The organism is Bradyrhizobium sp. USDA 327 (genome assembly GCF_041262065.1).
Taxonomy (GTDB): domain Bacteria; phylum Pseudomonadota; class Alphaproteobacteria; order Rhizobiales; family Xanthobacteraceae; genus Bradyrhizobium; species Bradyrhizobium liaoningense.
Genome location: NZ_JBGCCW010000001.1, coordinates 6,967,912 through 6,991,266, shown reverse-complemented (window position 1 = coordinate 6,991,266; position 23,355 = coordinate 6,967,912). Strand labels below are relative to the sequence as shown.

Below are 23,355 nucleotides of genomic sequence, written 5' to 3'. Positions count from 1 at the left end.
GGCCCCGCCTAACCCAGAGTCTCGACCAGGCGGTGCAGCGCCTGCGCCGTGGTCTCTCCATCCTGCACCAGTGCGAGGCGAATGTAGCCTGCGCCGGGATTGAAGCCGTCGGGCTGGGGCCGGGCCAGATAGCTGCCGGGCACCACGCGCACGCCTGCTTCCTTGAAAAGTCTCAGCGTCACCGACACGTCGTCGCCGAGGGCAGACGTGTTGAGCCAGACGCAGAAGCCGGCATCGGGCCGGCGATAGCCGTAACGATTGCCGATGATCTGGTCGGCGAGATCGAACTTGATCCGGTAGAACCTGCGGTTCTCCTCGACATGCGCTTCGTCGCCATAGGCAACGGTCGCGACATGCTGGAGCGGCACCGGCACCTGGGGCGCCGCAACGTTGCGCAGCTCCAGGAACATGCCGATGAACCTCTTGTCGCCGGCGGCGAAGCCGACACGCATGCCCGGCAGGTTGGAGCGCTTCGACAGCGACTGGAACGCAACCACGCGGGTGAAGTCGGGGCCGGCGCATTCCAGCGCGCTGCCCGGAGCCTGGCGGGTGTAGATCTCGGAATAGCACTCGTCGCTGAGGATCACGAAGCCGTAGCGGTCGGCGAGTTGCTTCAATCGTTTGAAATAGTCGGGCGAGGCGACCGAGCCCTGCGGGTTGGCCGGCGAAGCCAGATAGAACGCCACCGTGCGCGCCAGAATCGCCTCGTCGATGGCATCGAGATCGGGCAGGAAGCCGTTCTCGACCGTGGTCGGCAGATAGACCGGCTCGCAGGCCGCGGCGCGGGTGCCGGCGCCATAGACCGGATAGAACGGGTTCGGCATCAGGATCACAGGCTTGCCGGGACGCGGCCCGACATAGCGCGCCGCGGTGATCGCCGCGAAGAACAGCCCTTCGCGGCTGCCATTGAGGACGAGAATCTCGCTCTCGGGATCGAGCGGCCGCGGCAGCTTGAACCGCGACGACAGCCAGGCGCCGGCGGCTTTGCGGAACGGCTCGATGCCCTTGCCGAGCGGGTAGCGGCCGAAATCGGCGATGTGCCTCGCCAGCACCGGGCCGACGAAGTCGGGCACGGGATGCTGGGGCTCGCCGACGGCAAGCGTGATCAAGGGCTTACCCGGCTGATGCGGCGCCAGCAGCTCGTTCAGCCGGATGAAGGGCGAGCGGTCGGTGTCGGGGCTTCCACCGGCCAGCGGCGCACGGGATGAAGCGGTCATAGCCATTCTGGGCGCCAGCACTCTTGGAACAGCCGGTCGCGCGAAGGCACCGGCGGGAAGCGGTTCAGTTCACCATAGATAGGGCGAGGTTAAGACGCGATTAACCATCGGCCGCCGCCTGCGTCCAGAGCGGGAATATCGAGGCCGGATCACAATATATTCGGGACGCTTCTGCCCTGACTTGCAAGCGGAACCGACCAAAAGAAAGGGGCTCCAGCTTGCGCTGGAGCCCCTCAACGGTCAGGGCATTGCCGGGTATGTGCCCGAACCGGAGTTGTGGACGCGGCCTCGATGAGACCGCGTCCCGGGAGGAGACTTACATGTTGTAGGCGCGCTCGGTGTGCTCGGTGATGTCGAGGCCTTCACGCTCGCTCTCGACATTGGCGCGGAGGCCAACGATCACGTCGACGACCTTGTAGAGGATCGCCGAACCGACGCCCGACCACACCAGCGTGGTGCAGACGGCCTTGATCTGGGCGAGAATCTGCGTGGCGAAGTCGTAATCGGCAACCTTCGGCGGGATGGCCGTGTAGTCGACGATGCCGGCGCCGCCGAGAGCGGGGTTGACCAGGATGCCGGTGCCGATGGCGCCGACGATGCCGCCGATGCAGTGCACGCCGAACACGTCGAGCGAGTCATCGTAGCCGAGCGCGTTCTTCACGACGGTGCAGAAGAACAGGCAGACCACGCCGACCACGAGGCCGAGGACGATCGCGCCCATCACGCCGGAGAAAGCCGGCTGCAGGCGTGACGGCCACGAGACCCGCGACAGCGCCGGAGATGACGCCGAGCACGGAGGGATGACCCTTGATGATCCACTCCGCGAACATCCACGACAGCGCGGCGGCCGCGGTGGCGACGAAGGAGTTGGTCATGGCGAGGGCTGCGCCGCCGCTGGCTTCGAGGTTGGAGCCGGCGTTGAAACCGAACCAGCCGACCCAGAGCAGCGAGGCGCCGATCATCGACATGGTCAGCGAGTGCGGGGCCATCAGGTCCTTGCCGTAGCCGACGCGCTTGCCGATCAGGAGAGCGCCGACGAGACCTGCGATGCCGGCGTTGATGTGCACCACGGTGCCGCCCGCGAAGTCGATCGCGCCCATCTTGAAGATCCAGCCGGCGTCGGCGTTGATCTCGTCGAGCTTGGCCTGCGCCGCGGTTTTCGCCGCCGCATCACCCGCCGCAGCCAGAGCCTTGGCCGCATCCTGGATCAGGTCCGGGCCAGGCCAGTACCAGACCATGTGCGCGATCGGGAAGTAGATCAGCGTCACCCAGAGCGGGACGAACAGGGCGAGCGCCGAGAACTTCATGCGCTCGGCGAAGGCGCCGACGATGAGGGCGGGCGTGATCGCCGCGAAGGTCATCTGGAAGCACATATAGATGAGCTCCGAGATGTTGGCGTCGACCGAGAAGGTCGCGGCCTTCGAGTCGGTGGTGACGCCCATCATGAAGGCCTTGGAGAAGCCGCCGATGAAGTCCGAGCCGCCGGTGAAGGTGAGGCTGTAGCCGTACACGGCATAGATCACGGTGACGACGCAGACGGTGTAGAACACCTGCATCAGGACGGAGAGCATGTTCTTGGAACGGACGAGACCGCCGTAGAACAGCGCGAGGCCGGGGATCGTCATCAACAGCACCAGCACTGTCGATGTCATCATCCAGGCGTTGTCTCCCTTGTTGACCGTTGGCTCGGCGTAGGCTGCGGTCGCAGCGAACAGGCCGACTGCGAGAGCCGCCAATCCCGCGCCATAGGGACGCTTGAACGTCATATTATTCACTCCTGATTGGATAAGGTTGAGCGCGAAATCAGAGGGCCGCGGCATCGGCCTCGCCGGTGCGGATGCGCACCGCATGGTCGAGGTTGATGACGAAGATCTTGCCGTCGCCGATCTGTCCGGTTTTCGCCGCGGACGTGATGGCGTCGATGGTCTTGTCGACCTGGTCGGAGGCGACAGCGACCTCGATCTTGATCTTGGGCAGGAAGCTCACGGCATATTCGGCGCCGCGATAGATTTCCGTATGACCCTTCTGGCGGCCATACCCCTTGACTTCCGTCACCGTGAGACCGTGAACGCCGATGGCGGTCAGGGCGTCACGGACTTCTTCCAGCTTGAATGGCTTGATAATCGCCATAACAATTTTCATGGGTCCTATCCCCGCTTGGGCCCGGTCCGGACGTGGCCGGGCGTTTCTCGACTGGTTCGCCACGAGGGAGAAGATTCACTACGCGGGCACAGCCGGACCCCTAGAATCAAATGCCGTGCCAGATCGGACGTGTTGCCTAACAGACTATGAAAACGGGTGTTTTCGCGTTCGACGGGTATTGTGGTGCAGTGCGCTATTACGTCGCGCTTAAATCGTGGTCATGCCTGCTCAAATCCAGGGCAGGACAGACTGCCGACACAATGTTGCTCACGCGTCGGGCAGCAAGAAGGTAATTTCGTAGTGCAATCGCCTATTGCAGGGCTTCACCGTGCTGCGAAATATCCAGTCCCTCGAGTTCCTGCTCACGCGATACGCGCAAGGGCACGAACAGGCCGACCAGCTTGAGCAGGATGAAGCTCACGCCTCCCGACCAGACGAAGGTGACGGCGACCCCGTAGAACTGAATCAGGATCTGCTGGGGATGGCCCTCCAGCAGGCCGGCGGTGCCGCCGATGGCGCTGGTCGCGAACACGCCGCCGAGCAGGGTGCCGGTCAGCCCGCCGATACCATGGACGCCGAACACGTCCAGCGAATCGTCATAGTCGAAACGGTGCTTCAGCCAGGTACAGGCCCAGTAGCAGACCGCGCCGGCGACGATACCGATGACGATGCCGTGCCAGGGCGCGACGAAGCCCGAGGCCGGCGTGATGGTGCCGAGGCCGGCCACCGCGCCGGAGATCATGCCGAGCACGGAGGGCTTGCGCCGCGTCGACCATTCGATCGCAGCCCATGTCAGCGCGCCGGCGCAGGCGGCAAGATGGGTCGCGATGATCGCCATCACCGCGCGTGAATTCGCCGAAAGCGCCGAGCCGCCATTGAAGCCGAACCAGCCGACCCACAGCAGGCCGGTGCCCACCACCGCGAGCGACAGATCGAACGGCGAGAGATTCTCGGTGCCGTAGCCGTGACGCCGCCCCATCACCTTGGCCGCAACGAGGCCGCCGGTGCCGGCCGACAGGTGCACCACGAGGCCGCCGGCGAAATCCAGCACGCCCATGCTGGCGAGGAAGCCGCCGCCCCACACCCAATGCGCCAGCGGAATGTAGACGAAGATGAACCAGGCGACGGAGAACAGGAGATAGGCGGAGAACCGCATGCGGTCGGCGACCGAGCCCGCGACCAGGGCGACCGTGATGATCGCAAACGTCATCTGGTACAGCATGAACAGCGATTCCGGGATGGTCTTCGCCGCAGGGTTGACGCTCTCCATGGTCATGCCGGCGAGAAACCAGCGGTCGAGCGTGCCGATCCACGGGCCGTCGCCGACGAAACAGAGCGAATAGCCGAACGCCACCCAGAGAATGGAAATCAGCGTCACCGCGGCCAGGCTCTGCGCCATGGTGGCGAGCACGTTTTTCTTGCGCACCATGCCGGAATAGAACAGCGCGAGCCCCGGGATCGTCATCATCAGCACCAGCGCGGTGGCGACGATCATCCAGGCCGTGTCGGCGGTGTTGATCTCGGAGCCGGCGGCGTGCGCCGGCAAGGCCACCACGGACACAAGCCCGATCGGCGCAGCCATGCACGCTGCGCGGCGCAACAATCCCGCCATGTCGTTTCCCCCAGCATTAATTGGCGTCGCACGCTGTGGCCTCGTTGCCCGGTGCGATCGAAGATTTATCAGAGCGTTGTCGAGCGAAGTGGATACCGGTTCGCGTCGAGAAAACGTTTCAAACCGAAACCTAGAGCGCGTCGCTGTCGGTCTCGCCGGTGCGGATGCGCAGCGCATGGTCGATCGGCGTGACGAAGATCTTGCCGTCGCCGATCTGCCCGGTGCGCGCGGTCGCGGTGATCACGCTGACCGCCTTGTCGGCAACGTCGGAGGCGACCGCGATCTCGATGCGCAGCTTGGGCAGGAAGTTCACGACATATTCGGCGCCGCGATAGATCTCGGTGTGGCCCTTCTGCCGGCCGTAACCCTTCACCTCGGTCACGGTCATGCCGTGGACGCCGATCGCGGTCAGGGCCTGCCGGACCTCATCGAGCTTGAAGGGTTTGATGATCGCGACGACGAGTTTCATGGTCAGGCCTATTCCCCGGGATGCGCCGCGCCGTATGTCCCCGGCGCAGCGTCAATCTGGCATCTTTCCGGGCAAATGGCATAAAAAAGTTGCAGACTGAAGCGCAAAAACGCCTGCCCATGTGAACGGGCGCCTCTGTACAGGGCAACCGTTCATCATTCACAATGCATTTTTGGCATGGATGCGGTGAACCCGCGGCGGTCGGGCGGTACAAAAGGGTTTTGGGGGACGCTTCATGGCGAGTTGGTTCTACGCATCCGAGGGCAAGCAGCAGGGGCCGTTTCCGGAGGGACAATTCCGCGATCTGATCGCCCAGGGCGTCGTCCGCCCGGATACGCTGGTATGGACCGAGGGCATGGCGGGCTGGCAGAAGGCCGCCGAAATCCCCGGCCTGATCGGAGGAGGCGCCCCGCCGATGATGCCGGCCGGCGGCCCGCCGATGATGGGGTCCGGCGGCTATGCAGGCGCGGGCAGCGGCAGCTCCCTGGCGGTCGATTTCGACATCCTGGAATTCACCTGGCGCAGCATCGTCCTGCTGATCGGACTGATCTTCGTCATCCCGGCGCCGTGGGTGTTCGTCTGGTACACGAAATGGATCGTGTCCTGCGTGAAGGTCCCGGGCCGGCCCAATCTCAGCTTCACCGGCGACGCGATGACGCTGGTGCCCTGGTATTTCGGCTTCATCGTTCTGGCGATCGCCCTCGGCTTCATCGGCAGCGATATCTTGAGCAACCTGCTGTTCATCGCGCAGATCGTTCTCTACTGGCTCCTGATCAAATGGATGGTCGCGAACCTCGCCTCCAACGGGCAGCCGCTGGGCCTGAGCTTCACCGGCTCGATCTGGGCCTATATCGGCTGGAATCTGCTGTTTGCGATCTCCATCATCACCATCATCGGCTGGGCCTGGGTCGCCGCGGCCCAGATGCGCTGGTTCTGCCGCAGCGTCGAGGGCACGCGGCGCGAGGTCGTGTTCAAGGGGAGCGGTCTCGACATCCTCTGGCGCGGCATCGTCGCTGCGATCCTGTGCAGCCTGATCATCCCGATTCCGTGGGTCTATCGCTGGATCATGAACTGGTTCGCCTCGCAGACCGAGCTCGTTCCGCGCGGTTCGTTCGGAGCATGACCCAGAAAGCCACCGGCGCGATCCATCGCGCCTGTGGCGCTAAAGCGCGTTGCGATTAGGATGAATCGTCATCGCGCTTTAGGTTGTTGTTTAAGCATGATCTTTTCGGAAAACCGCTGCGCACTTTTCCGGATCATGCTTTATGCCTTCCGCTCGCGCACGGAGCCTTCCTGCGCGACGGAGGCGACCAGCGTGCCGTCGGGCTTGAAGATCGAGCCGCGGGTCAGGCCGCGGCCGCCTCGTGCGCTCGGCGAGTCCTGCGCGTAGAGCAGCCATTCGTCGGCTCGGAAGGGGCGGTGAAACCACATCGCGTGGTCGAGGCTCGCCGGCATCATGCGCTTGTCGAACAGCGTGCGGCCGTAGCGCGCCATGATCGCATCGAGCAGCGAGAAATCCGAGGCATAGGCGAGCGCGCACATATGCAGCGCCGGATCGTCGGCCAGCTTCGCCGCGGTCTTGATCCAAACGTGAATGCGGCCGTCGTCGATCTTCTGGCCGAAATAGCGGCCGAGCTCGACCGGGCGCAGCTCGATCGGGCGGTCGGATTCATAGTAGCGGCGGATGAACTCCGGCATCTCCTTGAACATCGGCTGCTTCGCGACCTCCTCCGCCGTGAGCTTCTCCGGCGGCGGCACGTCGGGCATCTTGTCCTGATGGTCGAACGCGCTCTCCTCCTCGGCGTGGAACGACACCATGATCGAGAAGATCGCGTTGCCGTGCTGGATCGCAGTGACGCGGCGGGTCGAATAGCTCTTGCCGTCGCGCAGGCGCTCGACCTGGTAGATGATCGGGATCTGCGGATCGCCCGGCAGGATGAAATAGCAATGCAGCGAATGCGGCAGCCGGCCCTCGACGGTGCGGCACGCGGCAACCATCGCCTGCCCGATCACCTGGCCGCCGAACACCCGCTGCCAGCTCGTCTTCGGGCTGTTGCCACGGAACAGGTTCACCTCGAGCTGCTCGATGTCGAGGATCGAAATGAGGTCGATCAGGCTTTTGGACATGATGGTGCTTTCGAAGATCTCGTCATTCCGGGGCATCGCGATAGCGATGAACCCGGAATCCCGAGCTGACAACCTCTGGATTTCCGGGTTCGCGCTCGACGCGCGCCCCGGAATGACACATCGGGCCATTCGGCCCTTGTTTCACCGCACTGTTTCGCCCAGCTCAAGTCTGCTAGCAAGACCGGGAATTGACCGGGAAACTTGGTATGTCGGTACAGGGTAGCATTGTCATCGGTGGCGGCGCGTTTGCAGGGCTTGCACTGGCCCTGGCGCTGCGCCAGGGGCTCGGGCCCGAGATTCCCGTCATCGTCGCCGATCCCGCGCTCGGTACGCGGCCGAGCCGCGACCCCCGCGCCACCGCGATCGTGGCCGCCTGCCGCCGCTTGTTCGAGACGATCGGCGCCTGGGACGCCGTCAGGAGCGAGGCGCAGCCGATCCTCGACATGGTCGTCACGGATTCGAAGCTGGAGGATGCCACGCGTCCGGTGTTCCTCAACTTTGCCGGCGATGTCGCGCCGGGTGAGCCCTTCGCGCATATGGTCGAGAACCGCCGCCTGATCGATGCGCTGGTGGTGCGGGCGGAGGCCGAGGGCATCGATCTGCGTGCGACCACCGTGGCGTCCTACGACGCGCGTTCCGACGGCATCGACGTGACGCTCGGCGACGGCAGCGTGATCGCGGCGAGCCTACTGGTCGCCGCCGATGGCGCGAGGTCGAAGCTGCGCGAGCGCGCCGGCATCGCCACCCATGGCTGGGAGTACGACCAATCCGGCATCGTCGTCACCGTCGGCCACGAGCGCGATCACGAGGGTCGTGCCGAAGAGCACTTTCTGCCGGCGGGCCCGTTCGCGATCCTGCCGCTGTCGGGCAAACGCTCGTCGCTGGTGTGGACCGAGCGCCGAGCTGAGGCCGCGCGCATCATCGCGCTCAGTGACGAGGAATTTCACAGCGAGCTCGAGCAGCGCTTCGGCCTGCATCTCGGCGAGGTGAAGGCACTCGACAAGCCGCGCGCGTTTCCGTTGTCTTATTTCGTTGCGCGTTCCTTCATCGCCGAGCGCCTGGCGCTGGTCGGCGATGCCGCTCACGTCATCCACCCGATCGCGGGCCAGGGCCTCAACATGGGCCTGAAGGATGTTGCCGCGCTGGCGGAAGTGGTCGTCGATGCCGCGCGGCTCGGTATGGATATCGGCGGCGCCGACGTGCTCGAACGCTACCAGCGCTGGCGCCGCTTCGACACCATGGCGATGGGCGTTGCCACCAACTCGCTGAATTTCCTGTTCTCCAACCAGTCGACGCTGCTGCGCACGGTGCGCGACATCGGCCTTGGCCTCGTCGACCGCGCCCCGCCGCTGAAGAACCTCTTCATCCGCCAGGCCGCCGGGCTCACCGGCGAGGTGCCGCGGCTGTTGAAGGGCGAGGCGTTGTAGCGCGTGATCTTACCGCACGCTCAGCTGTCGTCCCGGACAAGCGCGCCATAGGCGCGCGCAGATCCGGGACCCATACGCCGCAGCAATAGTTTTGCGAAGACCCGGAGTTGCCAGCCTCGTGCCACAACCACTCCCTGTGGCTATGGATCCCCGCTTTCGCGGGGATGACAGCGAGAATGTGGCGCGGCCATAGCGCCCCATTCAAGCGACGTGAGCTCAATCGATCTTGCGCGCCTCTTCCGGAAGCATGATCGGGATGCCGTCGCGGATCGGATAGGCAAGCTTGGCGCTGCGCGAGATCAGTTCCTGCCTTGCGGCGTCGAACTCCAGCGGGCCCTTGGTCAGCGGACAGACCAGAATCTCCAGCAATTTGGGATCGACGCTGGCTTCGGCACGTTCGGTGGGCGCGTTCATGGGATTCTCCGGCAGTCGGTAGACTTTAGCACAGAAATTCGCGCCCGCCCATCGCGGGCCTAAGCCGAGACCATCGCCAGGAGCTCGTCGAGCAGGGCCTGAAGCCGCGCGGCCGGCAGCGGCGGGCCGGACAGGGCGAAGCCGAGAAATGTCCAGTACAGGATCTGCGCGCGGGCCTGCGCCGTCGCCGGGGTGAGCCCACGCTTGTCCAGCAACTGTTCGATGTAGTCGAGCCTGCGGCGGTCGATTGCGCGCACCGCCCCCTGCGCCGCCGCATCGAACGCCGCCCAGTTGCGTACCGCGCGCTCGAGCTCGAGCCGCGCGCCAAACGATCTCCGCAGCAGCATCTTGAGCGGCTCGTCGCTGGCGGCTTCGACATCGGCGATGATCTGCTCGGCCGCGATCTCGCGCCAGCGCTTCAGCACGGCGGCGTGAAACGCGGCCAGGTCGGCGAAATGCCAATAGAAGCTGCCGCGCGAGACGCCCATGGCCTTGGCCAGCGGATCGGCTTTCAGCGCCGTGAAGCCGCTCTTGGCGAGCACCTTCAGGCCCTCTTTGGTCCAGTCGTCGCCGGAAAGCTGTTCGGTCATGCCGGGCTCCAGATGGCGACCATACACTAATGTATTGACAGCTTCCGGCAAGCAGGTGCATATATCCATACAGTGCTGTACGGATGGAGCATGCCCCATGCGCGACCTTCTCCTGCAATGTTCCGGCCTCGCCGCGATCGTGCTGGCGCTCATCCACGGCGTGCTCGGCGAGACCAAGGTCTTCGCCCGCGCCAGCATCGAGCCGGCGCGCCTGCGCACGCTGATCCGACTGGTATGGCAGGCCGGCACGGTGGCATGGGTCGGCGGCGGCGTGCTGCTGCTGGTTGCGCCCCGGCTGGAGTCGAGCCTCGCCCGGCACTGGATCGTCGCCACGCTCGCCATCGTGTTCGGCTTTGCGGCCCTCGCCAACGCCTTCGCCATGCGCGGCCGCCATTTCGGCTGGGTCGGCATGGGTGCAGTGGTCGCGCTCGCGGTCGCCGGCTACTAGCGCTGCGCATCCGGCCCGTTAGGCGTAAGGCCGCCCCTGTGAGCCACGTTAGAACTTATCTAAAGCGAACCAGGCCCGTACCCGATTGACTTCATCACCTCCTTTGCTTCCTTCGGTGCGCTCCGCGGCCCTGCGGTGCGCCCACGACAGAGGAGGAGATGTTCGTGAAGGTCATTCGTGTTGTTGCCATTGCACTGACCATCGGGATTGGCATGGGATCGGCGGCCATGGCCGACGGCTTCAAGGACTGCACCAAGCTCGATAAGGCGTCGTGGAAGCCGGCCAGCGAAGCCGAAGCCAAGGCCAAGGCGGCGGGCTACGAGGTGCGCCGCTCCAAGATCGAGGGCTCGTGCTACGAGGTCTACGGCGTCAAGGAAGGCAAGCTCTACGAGCTGTTCTACAGCCCCGAAGATCTCAGCCTCAAGCACACGATCGCCAAGTAGATCGCGCGCGTGAGCCCCGAAGCGAAGTGGGCTTGATGAAAGAAGTGCCGGAGGAGCGCGGGGTGTCCGACAGGGCACCCGCGAATCGACTCGTCTCGCGGACGGTCGCGGTCTGGGACCTCCCGCTGCGCCTCTGGCACTGGATTCTCGCGATCTCGGTTCTGATCGCGTGGTTCACGCCGACCGTGTATGACGGCGTTCACCGCATCGTCGGCTATGCGGTCATCGGCCTGCTCGCCTTCCGCCTGCTCTGGGGTTTCATGGGGAGCCGCTATTCGCGCTTCCGGATGCTCGGTGTCAGGCTGCGCGTCGCGCCGAACTATCTCTGGAATCTGCGGCGCGGCATGACCGGCCGCTATATCGGGCTCAATCCCGCCGGCAGCTTGATGCTGGTCGCGCTGCTGGCCTCGCTCGCCGTCTCGACGATCACGGGAGCGATGTCGGTGACCGTCACTTTCTTCGGCGTGTGGTGGGTCGAAGACATCCACCATTATTCATCGGACGCGGTCATCGTTCTGGTCGTGCTGCACGTGTTGGGTGTGCTGGTGATGGGGATTCTCCAGCGCGAGAACCTGATCCGCGCGATGTTCACCGGGCGCAAGCGCATCCGGCATCATTCGTGAAAATTTTGAAGGCCGCATTCCGTCCTCGTCATGGCCGGGCTTGTCCCATCCACGTTCTTCTGTGTGGCAAAGACGTGGATGCCCGGGTCAAGCCCGGGCATGACGGAGCTTGTGGTGCCTACAGTCTCACTGCAGCGGCGGATCACCGCTGGTGCGCTTCTTGGCGAGGTCCATCTCGGTGACTGCGATCAGGATCTCGGCGCGGGTCTTCAGGTCGGGCGCTTCCAGCATCGCCTGCTTCTCCGCCGGGCCATAGGGCGACATCATCGCCAGCGCGTTGACGAGCGCCTCGTTGGGCGCGCTCTCCACGCCTTCCCAGTCGACCTTGAGATTGTTGGCCTTCAGGAAGTCGGCCAGCACGGCCAGCAGCGCGTCGCGATCGACCTCCTCCTCGCCCATGCGCGCGGTGAAGTCGTCGACGAAGGCGAAGAAGTCCACCTTGCACTGCCGGTAGGCGGTCAGCACTTCGAGCTCCTCGACAACCTTGAAGCGCGCGACGCCGGTGAGCTCGAGGATGTAGCGGCCGTCGCCGGATTCAGCGAGCTGGGTGATACGGCCGACGCAGCCGACGCGGAACAGCGCCGGCTTGTCGGAATTCTTCGGTGAATGCGCCGCGTCGGGCTGGATCATGCCGATCAGGCGATGCCCGTCGCGAAGGGAATCGTCGACCATCGCCAGGTAGCGCGGCTCGAAGATGTTGAGCGGCATCTGACCGCGGGGCAGCAGCAGCGCGCCCGGCAGCGGAAACACCGGAATGATCTCCGGGAGGTCGGCGGGCCCGCGATATTCGATGTTGATCGGCATCTGCCCGGTCCCCCTGGCGTCGCCAGCGCGCCCTTACGAAAACAGGATCGTCGACAAACGTTTCCGTCCTTCGACGGTTGCATCATCCGTGCCGCCCCAAGCCTCGAAGAACTGCACCAGCTGCTTGCGGGCGCCGTCGTCGTTCCACTTGCGGTCGCGCTTGATGATCTCGAGCAGCTGCTCGGTCGCCGCCGCGCGATTGCCTTGTGCGTTGAGCGCGGTGGCGAGGTCGAACCGGGCCTGATGATCGAGCGGATTTGCGGCGACTTTCTGTTCCAGCTCGGCGACCGGTCCAAGTGATTTGGCCTGCTCGGCGAGATCGATCGCGGTCTGCACCGCCTTCACGGCCGGGTCGTTGCGCTTGGACTCGGGCACCATGGCCAGCGTCTGCTTGGCCTGCTCCATCGCGCCGGAGACGGCGTAGCACTTCGCGAGGCCGGCAAGTGCCGCGATATTGGTCGAATCGTGCTGGAGCGCCTCGGCATAGATCTGCGCTGCCGCCGCCGTGTCGCCCTCGGCGAGCACCGCTTCGGCTTCCTGCACGATCTCGGCGACGTTGACCTCGCCCGGCGCGGTGACGCCCTTGGTCAGCCGCTCGATGAAGGCATTGATCTGGCTCTCGGGCACCGCGCCCATGAAGCCGTCGGCCGGCTGGCCGTTGACGAAGGCGATCACGGCCGGGATCGACTGGATGCCCATCTGGCCCGGGATCGCCGGATGCTGGTCGATGTTCATCTTGACCAGCTTGACCTTGCCCTTGGCCGCCTTCACAGCCTTTTCCAGCACGGGAGTGAGCTGCTTGCAGGGGCCGCACCACTCCGCCCAGAAATCGATCAGCACCGGCTGGCGCTTCGATTCCTCGATGACGTCCTTCACGAAGGTTTGGGTGGTGGTGTCCTTGATCAGGTCGGCCGCAGCCGGGCCCGCCGCTCCGTTACCCTGGTCGATGATCGTCACGGGATTCCCTCGTCATGTCTGGAATGACGGCTCTTTAGCACGCCGCCACATCATATGCTTGTGGTCGGCTCCTAAATTGGGCCGGGACGGCCGAATTTCAATCCAGGTGCCTCGATTCGCCGGTTCCGGGGTCGTTTTCGGGCGGTTTGGTCGCATTCAGGGTCCAAATGGGGCCTCCGATTGCGAATGATGCCGCGGGTAGCTGTTGCATTCCCCTCCCGCTTTTGGCATACGACAGCCGTTGCCGGCGCGTCACGCGACCGACACAGGATGCGGGTGTAGCTCAGTGGTAGAGCACGACCTTGCCAAGGTCGGGGTCGAGGGTTCGAGCCCCTTCGCCCGCTCCAATTTTTCCCAGAGCATCCAGCCGAACCGGGTCGGGCCGTGGTTTTCCGCGCCGCTGACGGCTGTATTGTTGAGTTTCGCATGACAATCCTGATCACCGGCAGTGCCGGCCATCTAGGTGAAGCCATTCTCCGGACGCTCCGTGGGCGCGGGTTGCCCGTGCGCGGGATCGATCTGAAGCCATCGCCCTTCACCGATGCCGTCGGCTCGATCGTCGATCCCGCATTCGTGCGGGAGCAGATGGATGGCGTCACCGCCGTCATCCACACCGCGACGCTGCACAAGCCGCATGTGGCGACGCACTCCAAGCAGGACTTCGTCGACACCAACGTCACCGGAACGCTCAATCTGCTCGAGGCGGCCGCTGCGGCCGGCGTGAGGAGCTTCGTCTTCACCAGCACCACCAGTGCGTTCGGCTCGCAGCTCCGCCCCGAGGCGGGACAGGCCGCGGTGTGGGTCACCGAGGATCTGCCGCCGGTGCCGAAGAACATCTACGGCACCACCAAGCTGATGGCCGAGAGCCTCTGCGAGCTGTTCTTTCGCGAGCGCGGTCTGCCCGTCGTGGTCTTGCGGACCTCGCGCTTCTTCCCCGAGGACGACGACGATCCTTTGATGCGGTCGGCCTACGCGCTCGAGAACGCGCAGGCCAACGAGCTGCTCTATCGCCGGCTGGATATCGCGGACGCCGTGAGCGCGCATCTGCTCGCCGCCGAACGCACGCCGAGGATCGGCTTCGCCCGCTACATCGTGTCGGCCACCAGCCCGTTCGAGCAGCGTCATCTCGCCGCGCTCGCGCGCGATGCGGCGGGCATCGTGCGCGAGCTCTATCCGGAGTGCGCGCAGCTCTATGCGGCGCGCGGCTGGCGGCTCTTCCCGGCGATCGACCGCGTCTATGTCAACGACCGCGCGCGGCGCGAGCTGGGCTGGGGGCCCGAATTCGACTTCGCGCATGTGCTGCGCAGCCTGCAAGGTGACCGCGATTTTCGCAGCATGCTGGCACGCGAGATCGGCTCGAAGGGCTATCATGACACGGTGTTCGACGATGGGCCCTACCCCGTCGCCTCGTAAGCGCCGCAATCGCCATTTTGCTCGACGCTTCAGATGTCTGCCCGGCGTCACCGGGAGCGGGCCAGCCTGAGCCGTTCTACTGTGCATGGGGTTGTTTTCGTGTTTTTACATGAGCCGCCCCTCGTGCCGTCTGCAAACGATCCGCGCGCCACTTTGATTCCGCGCTGCAGCGAGAGCGTTGTCGTCGCTGCGATCGCCCCCTCATTGACATTCCGTCTCAATTTTTTCGGAGCGCGAACGCGGTGCAGGCGGCGCGCTTCTCACCGCTCGCGGATGTGCTAACCTTTTTGGGTCTGTCGTGTTGACGGACCCAAGACTTCGCCTCTCGACTGGCAAAAGCAAAATAAAGCGCAGCCCTGACGGCTGCCTTAGGGGAGTGACGCGATGCAATTCCATAGATCCGTCTTTCAATCCGTTCTGGCGCTTGCAGCGGTTGCCCTTCTCGCGGGGACCAGCGCTAGCCATGCGCAACAGCAGGACAAGAACAAGCCACTGAAGAAATACGAATCCGGCACCAAGGAGTTCTGGACCCATCCACCTGACGATTGGTTCCTCGGTGACGAGACCGAGGCGCAGAAGGGCCTCGCGCCGCCCTCGGGCCCGCCGACCGGGGCCTCCGACGCCGAGCTCGCCAACATCGTCAAGAAGATCAAGCTGCCGCCGGGCTTCAAGATCGAGGTCTACGCCTCGGGCGTGCTGGCCGCGCGGCAGATGGCCTGGGGTGACAAGGGCACGCTGTTCGTCGGCTCGTTCGGCCTCGGCAACGTCTATGCCATCAAGGACAACAACGGAAAGAAGGAGGTCAAGACCGTCCTCAAGGGCCTGAACATGCCCACCGGTCTCGCCTTCAGGGACGGCGCGCTCTACGTCATCGCCGTCGACAAGCTGATCCGCTACGACAACGCCGAAGCCAATCTCGACAAGCTCGGCGACGGCAAGGTCGTCTATGACGACATGCCGTCCTATGCCGCGCATGGCTGGAAGTACATCGCGGTCGACAAGGAAGGCTGGTTCTTCCTGCCGTTCGGACCGCCCTTCAACATCGGCATCCCGCCGACCAGCGTCTCGCAGATCCGCCGCGTCGATCCCAAGACCGGCAACGCCGAAATCTGGGCGCTCGGCGTTCGCAACTCGGTCGGCGGCGACGTCGATCCGCGCACCGGCAAGCTCTGGTTCACCGAGAATGCCCGCGACTGGATCAGCGATGATCTGCCCAGTGACAAGCTGAACATGATCAACCGGATCGGCGAGCATTTCGGCTATCCCTATTGCCACCAGGGCAATCTGCCCGACGACAAGTTCGCGATGGGCCACAAATGCTCCGAGTTCACACCGCCGGTGCTGAATCTCGGGGCCCATGTCGCGCCGCTCGGCATGAAGTTCTATACCGGCGATCAATTCCCCGCCGAGTACAAGAACAACATCCTGATCGCCGAGCACGGCTCCTGGAATCGCCACAAGTACCAGGGCGCGCGCATCGTGCGCGTGATCGTCGGGCCCGACGGCAAGAATCCCAAGCAGGAGATCTTCGCTTCCGGCTGGCTCGAGGGCGACCAGGGCTATCTCGGCCGACCCAACGACATCATTCTCGCCAAGGACGGGTCGATCCTCGTCGCCGATGATTGGGCCGGCGCGATCTACCGCATCAGCTACAGCAAGAAGTAGCGCGCGCACGACACGAGGCTGCGGCGGCCGGAAGGCGCCGCAGCCACTTTTGTTTGATTCACCGTCGTTCCGGATTGCGCGACTTGCGCGCAAGTCCGGAACCCATAACCCCGATCCGTGGTTATGGATTCCGGGCTCGCGCCCAGTGGCGCGCCCCGGAATGACGACCTCGACAGATCGGAATTCCCATCATGCGCCGGCAGTTCATCTCGTCCGCAATCAGCACGGTTGCGCTCTTCGCGCTTGCCTTCCTCCCCGCAAGCGCCGCCGACGTTGCCGCCGGCAAGGCCAGGGCGCAGGTCTGTTCCGGATGTCACGGCGAGAACGGCATCTCGAAGACCGAGAACATCCCATCGCTCGCCGGCCAGCCGGATCAATTCCTGCAATGGCAGCTGGTGTTCTTCCGCGCCGGCTCGCGCAAGAACGAGCAGATGCAGCCGATCGTCGAGGAGATCACCAACGAGGACATCCGCAATCTCGGCGCCTATTTTTCTTCGCTGATGCCTCCGAAGGGAGCCGAGGACGCGGATCCGGACCTGTCGAAGAAGGGCGCGCAGGTTGCCGCTGGACGCCGCTGCGCTTCATGCCACACCGACAGCTATGCCGGCACCAAGGGAGTCGCGCGTCTCGCAGGGCAACGCGAGGAATATCTCGTCAAGGCGCTGCACGACTACAAGGCCGGCCAGCGCGTCGGCGGCGGCGTCGCCGCGATGGCGGACGTCGCCTATCACATGAGCGACGAGGAGATCACCGCCGTCTCGCACTATCTCGCGAATTTCAAATAACGCGGGGTTGTTGCGGCAAGCACAGCTCGTCATCCCGGGGCGCGCGCAGCGCGGGCCCGGGATCCATAACCACAGGGAGTGGTTTGGCGAGGGCTAGTGGTGATCAGCTCGCGAGACGACTCAAGCCTGTGGCTGGGTCCCCGGTTCGCGCTGCGCGCGCCCCGGGACGACAGCGGATTGTGTGGTTACGACCTACCCCGCCCGCTGCTTCTCATACGCCTTCAGGTGCGTGTACGCGATGCGCAGCTTCGGCACCGGCACCTTGGCGGCGTCGGCGCGCGCGATGAGGTCGCCGATGACGTGATCGGCCTCGACCGGCAAGCCGGCCTTGATGTCGCGGAACATCGAAGCGGTCATCGGCGAGCCTTCGGCGGTGAGGTTGCCTTTCACCCGCTCGAAGAACGGCCCGCCCGGCGGATAGCCGGAGGCGGCGGCGATCGCGCTGGTCTCGTCCAGCATGCCGAGCAGGAAATCCCGGCCGCCCGGAGCCGCTAGGATGTCACCGACTGAGGCGCGCATCAGGCTGGTGGATGCCGCGAGCGAGGAGAGGAAAACCCACTTCTCCCACATGTCCTGCATGATGTTCTGGCTCGCGGTGGCGCCAGTGATGCCGCTCTTGAAGGCTTCGTCGATCGCCTTCACCCGGTCCGACATCTTGCCGTCGCGCTCGCCGTAATTGATCGACTGCATCGGCTGGAGCTGCACCACCTCGCGCTTCTCGTTCAAGGTCGCCGCGATGGCGCAGAGGCCGCCGAGTACCCGCTCCTTGCTGAACCTGGCATCCAGCGTGTCGAGATGCTTCATGCCGTTGAGCATCGGAATGATCGCGGTGTTCGGCCCGACCGCCGCGGCAAACGACTTGATGGCGTCGTCGAGGTCGAACGCCTTGCAGCTCAAGAGCACGACGTCGAACTTCTCCTTGAGCGCGTCCGCCTGCACGGTCGCCGGATTCTTCAAGGTCACGTCGCCGTTCGGGCTCTTGATGACGAGGCCGGCGCTCGCCAGCTCGCTGGCGCGCCGGGGCCGGACCAGGAAGGTGACGTCGCGGCCGGCCTGCAACAGCCTGCCACCAAAATAGCCGCCGATGGCGCCGGCGCCGACCACGAGGATACGCATGGGACAAACTCCGTTATTGTTGTTCTTCGGACGAAAGCGAATGGCGAATAGGGGTTAGCGAACAGGATAGCAGATAACGAAACGCGAGTAACGCTTTCACTACTCGCCATTCGCCATTCGCTACTCGCCCTTTCCCAGCACCATCTCCTCGACCTCGCGCAGCTGCTCCTTGCCGAAGAACATCTCGTTGCCGACGAAGAAGGTCGGCGAGCCGAACGCGCCGCGAGCGACCGCCTCCTCGGTGTTCTTGATCAGCTTGCCCTTCACCTCGGGTTCCCCAGCGCGAGCGAACAACTTTTGCGCGTCCAGGCCGGAGGACGCCAGCGCCTTCGCGGCGATTTCAGGATCGTCCATCTTCTTGGGCTCGCGCCACATATGGTGGAAGGCGGCCTCGACGTATTTTTCGAAGACGCCCTCGAGCTGCGCCGCGATTGCCGCGCGCATCAGGTTCAGCGTGTTGACCGGGAAATGCGGATTCCAGACATAGGGCTGGACATGGAAGCGCTTGATGAAGCGCTCGGTCTCGACCGCCTGGAATTCGCGCTTGTTCTTGATGCCGGCCAGGGTTTCGGCCGGCGACTTGTTGTTGGTCGACTTGAAGATGCCGCCGAGCAGGATCGGCACATAGTCGAACTTGACGCCGATCCGCTGCTCGATCGCCGGAATCGCCAGATGGCTGAGATAGGCATTGGGGCTGCCGAAGTCGAACAGGAATTGCGGGGCAGTGCGGGTCAAACTCATTCTCCCTGACGTCGCTTTTCGTCATTGTGACGCAGGCCGCGCCTGAGGTCCACGGTTTAATGACGGTCATAATACTTAAGGTCCCGTCAGATCAGACGCTTGATCGCCCGCTTGCGCCACACCAGGACGTAATAGCCCATCTGCAAAATGAACATGGCGCAGAACACGATCGGATAGGCGGCCCAGACGCCTGCGAGGCCGACCGTGCGGCTCAGGATCACCGCGGCCGGCAGCTCGATCGCGACAATCGCGAAGATCGACAGCAGCATCGGTGTGAACGCGACACCGGCCGCACGCATCGCGCCTGAAAACACCGTGGCGAGGCCGAACGGCACCGAGCTCCACAAGGCAATGTACAGCAGCCCTTTCGCCAGATCGAGGACGGCGCCATCGGTGATGAAGATGCCGAGCACCGCGCGCGGCACGAGATAGATCAGCGCCACCAGCCCGCCGGTCAGGACGATGTTGAACATGAGGCCGGTGCGGACGATGCTGTCGAGCCGCGTCCTGTCGCCGCCGCCGACAGCCTGGGCGCCGAGAATCGAGACCGCGATCGAAATCGACATCGCCGTGAACTGCGTGTAGCCCATCACCTGGTTGACCGCGCCGTACGCGGCCGTGGCCTCGGACCCATAGCCGTTGACGAGGCCGAGCAGCACCAGCTCGGCGATCGCCATCGCCACCATGCCAACGGCGCTCGGCAGTCCGATGCCGAGGACCTTTCCGAGCACGGCGCCGTTCAGCCGCAGATGACGCAGCAACGCAGCGTCGGGCGCGAGCGCGTGCTTCTTCCGCAGCAGATAGGCCGCCAGCACGATCAGCGTCGTCGCATTGGCGATCGCAGATGCCCATGCCGGACTGGTGATGCCCGCCGCCGGCAATCCGGACGCGCCGCGGATCAGCAATGGCGTCAGGATCAGGCCGGTCGCAGTCGACAACGCCAGCGCCAGCAGCGGTGTCAGCGCGTCGCCGACGCCGCGGATCATTGCAGTCATCAGCAGGAAGACGAAGCCGAGCGGCACGGTCAGCAGCATGATCCGCGCATAGGCGCTGGCCTCATCGAGAATATCCGCGGGCGTGGCGAGCGCCATCATCAATTGACGGCTGAAGAGCCCGCCAATCAGTGCAACCGAAATCGACAGCAGCAGGCCGACTGCGAGTGTCGTACCCGCGATGATCTTGATCCGGCCGTGCTCGCCTGCGCCAAAGGCCTGGCCGATCAACACGGTGGCGCCAGTGCTCAGCCCCATGACGAAGGCGAACAGGAAGAACATCACCGGGAAGAACACCGAGACCGCGGCGAGCGCGTCGACGCCGATCATCTGGCCGAGATAGACATTGCTGACGGTGCCGAACAGCGATTGCAGCGCGTTACTCAGCATCAAGGGTGCGAGGAAGCGGAGAAATGTGGTCCAGAGCGGTTTTGGAGCGGACATTGGATCGGCCTTTCATCAGGGCGTGCGAAGCCGTTGCCGCGCGATGCGCGGCTCGGCCGTCGATGGGGTTGTGAAGAGCGCTGCGCTTTAAGCGCGGTCGCTGTAGGCGAGCTTGACGATGTGGTCGCGGATATCAGTCGGCCAATCGGCGATCAGCCCGGTGAAGCGCCGCCGGTCATCCGCGAACAGCGCGCGCGAGGCCTCCTCGAACTGCGGCAGATCGCCGGCCATGGTCGACATGAAGTGATACGCCGCATCACGCGCCTGGCGCTCGCGGTCCTTGGCGCCGCTGGCGCGCCTGGCCTCGTCGACGAGCTTGCGCAGCGCGACCGAGGCGCCGCCGGCCTGGGCGTTAAGCCACTCCCAGTGCCGCGGCAGCAACGTCACTTCGCGCGCGACCACGCCAAGCTTGGGCCGGCCGCGGCCGCGCGGCTCTGCGGGTGTCTCGGCCGCCTCGGCCGGCGGCGGTGCCAGCTTCTCCAGCCGCGCCAGCACCTCGCGATCGTCGCCGCGCAGGTCGAAGTCGATCGATCGGCCCGTCCCGTCGTCGAAGATGATGACCGGCTGGTCCAGCGGCTGCGTTGCCCGCTTGACGGCGAGCGCGACCTCGCCGGCTGTGCCGGAGGCCAGCCGGCGCTGGCCGACGAACGCTGTGTAGGTCCCTTGCATTGGAATCATTACCATATTGATCGTGTTGGCAGCTTAATACCCGGGTAAATTACCGGCGTCAATATACCCGGGTGAAAATATCCGCGCCGATGCCTCGACAATGTGTTCCCGGGCTGGCACGAACGCTCGGCCGATCGACCACGCCTAGCCTTAAGGACCCCGCGATGCTGACCGTTCACCACCTCAACAATTCCCGCTCGCAGCGCGTGCTGTGGCTGCTCGAGGAGTTGGGCGTGCCCTACGAGATCGTGCGCTATCAGCGCCAGCCGGACATGCGCGCGCCGAAGGAGCTGCGCGCTATCCATCCACTCGGAAAGTCGCCGGTCATCACCGACAACGGCAACACCATCGCCGAGTCGGGCGCGATCATCGAATATCTCATCGCGACCTACGGCAACGGCCGGCTGATCCCGCCGCCCAACACGCCGGAGCGGCTGCGGTACACCTATTGGCTGCACTATGCGGAAGGATCCGCGATGCAGCCGCTGCTGCTCAAGCTGCTGTTCACGCTGATGCCGAAGCGCGCCCCGGCACTGCTGCGCCCGCTGGTGCGCAAGGTGTGCAACCAGGCGCTGACCGCGCTGGTCAATCCGCAGCTCAAGCAGCACATGGACTATTGGGAAGGCGAGCTTGCCAAGAGCGAGTGGTTCGCCGGCAGCGAGTTCACCGCGGCCGACATCCAGATGAGCTTTCCGCTGGAAGCTGCCCAGGCGCGCGGCGGGCTGGAGCAGGGCCATCCCAGGGCGATGGCGTTCCTGGAGCGCATCCACGCGCGGCCGGCCTATGCGCGCGCGCTGGAAAAGGGCGGGCCGTATCAGGTCGGGCGGTAGGTCTCTCTCCCGTCATTCCGGGGCGGTGCGTAGCACCGAACCCGGAATCTCGAGATCCCGGGTTCACGCTTCGCGTGCCCCGGGATGACAGGTCAGTCCGCGTACAGCACGCGCCCGCGTGTCTCCGGCAGCGCGAAGGCGGCGATGAAGAACACCGCGTAAGCCACCACCGCGAAGATCGCGATCGCATTGGCGAGCGACGTCGTCGCCGACAGTGCGCCGACGAGGAATGGAAACAGCGCGCCGATGCCGCGGCCGAAATTGTAGCAGAAGCCCTGGCCCGAGCCGCGCAGCCGCGTCGGATAGAGTTCGGTCAGGAACGCGCCGATGCCGGAGAAATAGCCCGAGGCGAAGAAGCCGAGCGGGAAACCGAGTATCCAGAGGATCTCGTTGGTCAGCGGCAGCTGTGTGTAGAGAAGCACCACCGCCATGGCTCCGATCGAGAAGATCAGGAACAGATTACGCCGCCCGATCCGGTCGGCGAGCCACGCGCCCACCAGATAGCCGATGAAGGAGCCGATGATCAGCGTCGCGAGATAGCCGGTCGATCCGACGATCGACAGGTGCCGCTCCTTGGTCAGGAATTGCGGCACCCAAAAGGTGACGGCGTAGTAGCCGCCCTGGCAGCCCGTCGCCATCAGCGACGCAAGCACCGTGGTCTTCACGATCGGAAAGGTGAAGATCTCCCAGAGCCTCGGATGACTGCCCGTTTCCGCCCGCCTGGCGCGGGCCTCGGCTGCGATCTCCGGCTCGGTGACAGAGCGGCGGATGTAGAACACCAGAAGTGCCGGCAGCGCACCGATCACGAACATCCAGCGCCAGGCCGTCTCCGCCGGCAGAAGCGAGAACAGGATCGCCTGCGACAGCACGGCCAGGCCCCAGCCGACCGCCCAGCCCGACTGGACCGAGCCGACCGCGCGCCCGCGATATTGGGGCCGGATCGCCTCACCCATCAGCACGGCGCCCGCCGCCCATTCGCCGCCGAAGCCGAGGCCGAGCACGGCGCGTGCGATCAGGAGCTGCTCGAAATTCTGCACGACGGCGCAGACCAGAGAGAAGAACGAGAACCAGATGATGGTGATCTGGAGCGTCCTGACACGCCCGATATGGTCGGAGAGATAGCCGCCGAGCCAGCCGCCGATGGCGGAGGCGAGCAGCGTCACCGTGCCGGCAAGGCCGGCCGAGGCCGCATCGACCTTCCACAGGGCGATGATGGTGCCGATCACCAGCGGGTAGATCATGAAGTCCATGCCGTCGAGCGCCCAGCCCGCAGCGCAGGCCCAGAACGTCCGCCGCTCGGGCGTGTTCATGTCGCGATAGAAGGCGAGCAGGCTGGTGTCCTCGATCTCCGCGCGTTCGATGCGCAGGTTCGGATCGGCGGTGGTCATGTGCGTTTCCCCGGCAATTGCTTTGGCCGGCCGGTGGTA

Annotated in this window: 23 protein-coding genes, 1 tRNA gene and 1 pseudogene; 10 read left to right on the top strand and 15 right to left on the bottom strand. The window is 64.8% G+C overall.

Annotation, left to right across the window (positions count from 1 at the left end):
• Positions 1 to 8: 8 nt before the first annotated feature.
• The 5 genes and pseudogenes from ABIA42_RS33070 to ABIA42_RS33050 all read right to left on the bottom strand — a co-directional run bounded on the left by ABIA42_RS33070 (position 9) and on the right by ABIA42_RS33050 (position 5,440).
• Positions 9 to 1,223 (bottom strand): aminotransferase class I/II-fold pyridoxal phosphate-dependent enzyme, encoded by a 1,215-nt coding sequence (locus ABIA42_RS33070; RefSeq protein WP_370117281.1) that lies wholly within the window; start codon positions 1,221 to 1,223, stop codon positions 9 to 11.
• 310 nt (positions 1,224 to 1,533) lie between these two features.
• Positions 1,534 to 2,983 (bottom strand): annotated as a pseudogene (locus tag ABIA42_RS33065) (ammonium transporter).
• 37 nt (positions 2,984 to 3,020) lie between these two features.
• Positions 3,021 to 3,359 (bottom strand): P-II family nitrogen regulator, encoded by a 339-nt coding sequence (locus ABIA42_RS33060; RefSeq protein WP_008142813.1) that lies wholly within the window; start codon positions 3,357 to 3,359, stop codon positions 3,021 to 3,023.
• Positions 3,360 to 3,669: 310 nt separating this feature from the next.
• Positions 3,670 to 4,971 carry an ammonium transporter gene (locus tag ABIA42_RS33055; protein WP_370117284.1) on the bottom strand — a complete coding sequence of 434 codons (1,302 nt, stop codon included), beginning with the start codon at positions 4,969 to 4,971 and terminating at the stop codon, positions 3,670 to 3,672.
• Between the two features lie 130 nt (positions 4,972 to 5,101).
• On the bottom strand, positions 5,102 to 5,440 hold the full coding sequence (locus ABIA42_RS33050) for a P-II family nitrogen regulator (RefSeq protein WP_028176997.1): 339 nt from the start codon (positions 5,438 to 5,440) through the stop codon (positions 5,102 to 5,104).
• A gap of 235 nt (positions 5,441 to 5,675) precedes the next feature.
• On the opposite strand from ABIA42_RS33050, the gene ABIA42_RS33045 reads away from it, so the two are divergent.
• Positions 5,676 to 6,563, top strand: coding sequence for a DUF4339 domain-containing protein (locus tag ABIA42_RS33045; protein ID WP_370117288.1), 888 nt, complete (start codon positions 5,676 to 5,678; stop codon positions 6,561 to 6,563).
• A gap of 140 nt (positions 6,564 to 6,703) precedes the next feature.
• Here ABIA42_RS33045 and tesB read toward each other — a convergent pair whose 3' ends face one another.
• Positions 6,704 to 7,567, bottom strand: coding sequence for an acyl-CoA thioesterase II (tesB, locus tag ABIA42_RS33040; protein WP_271528851.1), 864 nt, complete (start codon positions 7,565 to 7,567; stop codon positions 6,704 to 6,706).
• A 206-nt stretch (positions 7,568 to 7,773) separates the two neighbouring features.
• Here tesB and ABIA42_RS33035 point away from each other — a divergent pair, with 206 nt between their 5' ends.
• Entirely contained in the window at positions 7,774 to 8,994 is a 1,221-nt protein-coding gene (locus ABIA42_RS33035) for a ubiquinone biosynthesis hydroxylase (RefSeq protein WP_271528852.1), read from the top strand.
• Positions 8,995 to 9,210: 216 nt separating this feature from the next.
• Here the strand turns inward: ABIA42_RS33035 and ABIA42_RS33030 are convergent, their stop codons facing one another.
• The gene (locus ABIA42_RS33030) at positions 9,211 to 9,408 is read right to left on the bottom strand and encodes a Trm112 family protein (RefSeq protein WP_370117290.1); all 198 of its coding nucleotides are present in this window, start codon (positions 9,406 to 9,408) and stop codon (positions 9,211 to 9,213) included.
• A gap of 59 nt (positions 9,409 to 9,467) precedes the next feature.
• Entirely contained in the window at positions 9,468 to 9,998 is a 531-nt protein-coding gene (locus ABIA42_RS33025; RefSeq protein ID WP_370117293.1) for a TetR/AcrR family transcriptional regulator, read from the bottom strand.
• A gap of 97 nt (positions 9,999 to 10,095) precedes the next feature.
• On the opposite strand from ABIA42_RS33025, the gene ABIA42_RS33020 reads away from it, so the two are divergent.
• From ABIA42_RS33020 to ABIA42_RS33010, 3 genes are all read left to right on the top strand, one after another.
• A complete protein-coding gene (locus ABIA42_RS33020; protein ID WP_028177003.1) occupies positions 10,096 to 10,446 on the top strand; it encodes a hypothetical protein in 351 nt (116 codons plus the stop codon).
• Between the two features lie 164 nt (positions 10,447 to 10,610).
• Positions 10,611 to 10,889, top strand: coding sequence for a PepSY domain-containing protein (locus ABIA42_RS33015; protein ID WP_271528855.1), 279 nt, complete (start codon positions 10,611 to 10,613; stop codon positions 10,887 to 10,889).
• Positions 10,890 to 10,924: 35 nt separating this feature from the next.
• On the top strand, positions 10,925 to 11,512 hold the full coding sequence (locus tag ABIA42_RS33010; RefSeq protein WP_271528856.1) for a cytochrome b/b6 domain-containing protein: 588 nt from the start codon (positions 10,925 to 10,927) through the stop codon (positions 11,510 to 11,512).
• Between the two features lie 126 nt (positions 11,513 to 11,638).
• On the opposite strand, the gene ABIA42_RS33005 is transcribed toward ABIA42_RS33010, so the two are convergent.
• Positions 11,639 to 12,316 carry an LON peptidase substrate-binding domain-containing protein gene (locus tag ABIA42_RS33005; protein WP_271528857.1) on the bottom strand — a complete coding sequence of 226 codons (678 nt, stop codon included), beginning with the start codon at positions 12,314 to 12,316 and terminating at the stop codon, positions 11,639 to 11,641.
• Positions 12,317 to 12,349: 33 nt separating this feature from the next.
• Positions 12,350 to 13,273: a thioredoxin gene (gene trxA, locus ABIA42_RS33000; RefSeq protein ID WP_028177007.1), complete on the bottom strand. Its 924-nt coding sequence runs from the start codon at positions 13,271 to 13,273 to the stop codon at positions 12,350 to 12,352.
• Between the two features lie 272 nt (positions 13,274 to 13,545).
• Here trxA and ABIA42_RS32995 point away from each other — a divergent pair.
• The 4 genes from ABIA42_RS32995 to ABIA42_RS32980 all read left to right on the top strand — a co-directional run bounded on the left by ABIA42_RS32995 (position 13,546) and on the right by ABIA42_RS32980 (position 17,136).
• Positions 13,546 to 13,620, top strand: a tRNA-Gly gene (locus tag ABIA42_RS32995).
• Positions 13,621 to 13,699: 79 nt separating this feature from the next.
• Complete coding sequence (locus ABIA42_RS32990) at positions 13,700 to 14,686, top strand: NAD-dependent epimerase/dehydratase family protein (protein WP_370117298.1); 987 nt, start codon at positions 13,700 to 13,702, stop codon at positions 14,684 to 14,686.
• Positions 14,687 to 15,070: 384 nt separating this feature from the next.
• Entirely contained in the window at positions 15,071 to 16,351 is a 1,281-nt protein-coding gene (locus ABIA42_RS32985; RefSeq protein ID WP_370117301.1) for a sorbosone dehydrogenase family protein, read from the top strand.
• 191 nt (positions 16,352 to 16,542) lie between these two features.
• Entirely contained in the window at positions 16,543 to 17,136 is a 594-nt protein-coding gene (locus tag ABIA42_RS32980) for a cytochrome c (RefSeq protein WP_370143711.1), read from the top strand.
• A gap of 192 nt (positions 17,137 to 17,328) precedes the next feature.
• On the opposite strand, the gene panE is transcribed toward ABIA42_RS32980, so the two are convergent.
• From panE to ABIA42_RS32960, 4 genes are all read right to left on the bottom strand, one after another.
• Positions 17,329 to 18,252 carry a 2-dehydropantoate 2-reductase gene (panE, locus tag ABIA42_RS32975; protein WP_370117304.1) on the bottom strand — a complete coding sequence of 308 codons (924 nt, stop codon included), beginning with the start codon at positions 18,250 to 18,252 and terminating at the stop codon, positions 17,329 to 17,331.
• A 120-nt stretch (positions 18,253 to 18,372) separates the two neighbouring features.
• Entirely contained in the window at positions 18,373 to 18,987 is a 615-nt protein-coding gene (locus ABIA42_RS32970) for a 2-hydroxychromene-2-carboxylate isomerase (protein WP_370117307.1), read from the bottom strand.
• Positions 18,988 to 19,079: 92 nt separating this feature from the next.
• Positions 19,080 to 20,429, bottom strand: coding sequence for an MATE family efflux transporter (locus ABIA42_RS32965; protein ID WP_370117309.1), 1,350 nt, complete (start codon positions 20,427 to 20,429; stop codon positions 19,080 to 19,082).
• 87 nt (positions 20,430 to 20,516) lie between these two features.
• On the bottom strand, positions 20,517 to 21,098 hold the full coding sequence (locus tag ABIA42_RS32960) for a DUF2239 family protein (protein WP_370117312.1): 582 nt from the start codon (positions 21,096 to 21,098) through the stop codon (positions 20,517 to 20,519).
• 164 nt (positions 21,099 to 21,262) lie between these two features.
• On the opposite strand from ABIA42_RS32960, the gene ABIA42_RS32955 reads away from it, so the two are divergent.
• The gene (locus ABIA42_RS32955) at positions 21,263 to 21,928 is read left to right on the top strand and encodes a glutathione S-transferase family protein (protein ID WP_271528865.1); all 666 of its coding nucleotides are present in this window, start codon (positions 21,263 to 21,265) and stop codon (positions 21,926 to 21,928) included.
• Between the two features lie 92 nt (positions 21,929 to 22,020).
• Here the strand turns inward: ABIA42_RS32955 and ABIA42_RS32950 are convergent, their stop codons facing one another.
• On the bottom strand, positions 22,021 to 23,316 hold the full coding sequence (locus ABIA42_RS32950; RefSeq protein WP_271528866.1) for an MFS transporter: 1,296 nt from the start codon (positions 23,314 to 23,316) through the stop codon (positions 22,021 to 22,023).
• Between the last annotated feature and the right edge of the window lie 39 nt (positions 23,317 to 23,355).

Excerpts from the sequence above, each read along its gene's own strand:
- ABIA42_RS33070 (WP_370117281.1), bottom strand. The coding sequence starts at position 1,223 with ATGGCTATGACCGCTTCATCCCGTGCGCCGCTGGCCGGTGGAAGCCCC.
- ABIA42_RS33060 (WP_008142813.1), bottom strand. The coding sequence starts at position 3,359 with ATGAAAATTGTTATGGCGATTATCAAGCCATTCAAGCTGGAAGAAGTC.
- ABIA42_RS33055 (WP_370117284.1), bottom strand. The coding sequence starts at position 4,971 with ATGGCGGGATTGTTGCGCCGCGCAGCGTGCATGGCTGCGCCGATCGGG.
- ABIA42_RS33050 (WP_028176997.1), bottom strand. The coding sequence starts at position 5,440 with ATGAAACTCGTCGTCGCGATCATCAAACCCTTCAAGCTCGATGAGGTC.
- ABIA42_RS33045 (WP_370117288.1), top strand. The coding sequence starts at position 5,676 with ATGGCGAGTTGGTTCTACGCATCCGAGGGCAAGCAGCAGGGGCCGTTT.
- tesB (WP_271528851.1), bottom strand. The coding sequence starts at position 7,567 with ATGTCCAAAAGCCTGATCGACCTCATTTCGATCCTCGACATCGAGCAG.
- ABIA42_RS33035 (WP_271528852.1), top strand. The coding sequence starts at position 7,774 with ATGTCGGTACAGGGTAGCATTGTCATCGGTGGCGGCGCGTTTGCAGGG.
- ABIA42_RS33030 (WP_370117290.1), bottom strand. The coding sequence starts at position 9,408 with ATGAACGCGCCCACCGAACGTGCCGAAGCCAGCGTCGATCCCAAATTG.
- ABIA42_RS33025 (WP_370117293.1), bottom strand. The coding sequence starts at position 9,998 with ATGACCGAACAGCTTTCCGGCGACGACTGGACCAAAGAGGGCCTGAAG.
- ABIA42_RS33020 (WP_028177003.1), top strand. The coding sequence starts at position 10,096 with ATGCGCGACCTTCTCCTGCAATGTTCCGGCCTCGCCGCGATCGTGCTG.
- ABIA42_RS33010 (WP_271528856.1), top strand. The coding sequence starts at position 10,925 with ATGAAAGAAGTGCCGGAGGAGCGCGGGGTGTCCGACAGGGCACCCGCG.
- ABIA42_RS33005 (WP_271528857.1), bottom strand. The coding sequence starts at position 12,316 with ATGCCGATCAACATCGAATATCGCGGGCCCGCCGACCTCCCGGAGATC.
- ABIA42_RS32990 (WP_370117298.1), top strand. The coding sequence starts at position 13,700 with ATGACAATCCTGATCACCGGCAGTGCCGGCCATCTAGGTGAAGCCATT.
- ABIA42_RS32985 (WP_370117301.1), top strand. The coding sequence starts at position 15,071 with ATGCAATTCCATAGATCCGTCTTTCAATCCGTTCTGGCGCTTGCAGCG.
- ABIA42_RS32980 (WP_370143711.1), top strand. The coding sequence starts at position 16,543 with ATGCGCCGGCAGTTCATCTCGTCCGCAATCAGCACGGTTGCGCTCTTC.
- panE (WP_370117304.1), bottom strand. The coding sequence starts at position 18,252 with ATGCGTATCCTCGTGGTCGGCGCCGGCGCCATCGGCGGCTATTTTGGT.
- ABIA42_RS32965 (WP_370117309.1), bottom strand. The coding sequence starts at position 20,429 with ATGTCCGCTCCAAAACCGCTCTGGACCACATTTCTCCGCTTCCTCGCA.
- ABIA42_RS32960 (WP_370117312.1), bottom strand. The coding sequence starts at position 21,098 with ATGCAAGGGACCTACACAGCGTTCGTCGGCCAGCGCCGGCTGGCCTCC.
- ABIA42_RS32955 (WP_271528865.1), top strand. The coding sequence starts at position 21,263 with ATGCTGACCGTTCACCACCTCAACAATTCCCGCTCGCAGCGCGTGCTG.
- ABIA42_RS32950 (WP_271528866.1), bottom strand. The coding sequence starts at position 23,316 with ATGACCACCGCCGATCCGAACCTGCGCATCGAACGCGCGGAGATCGAG.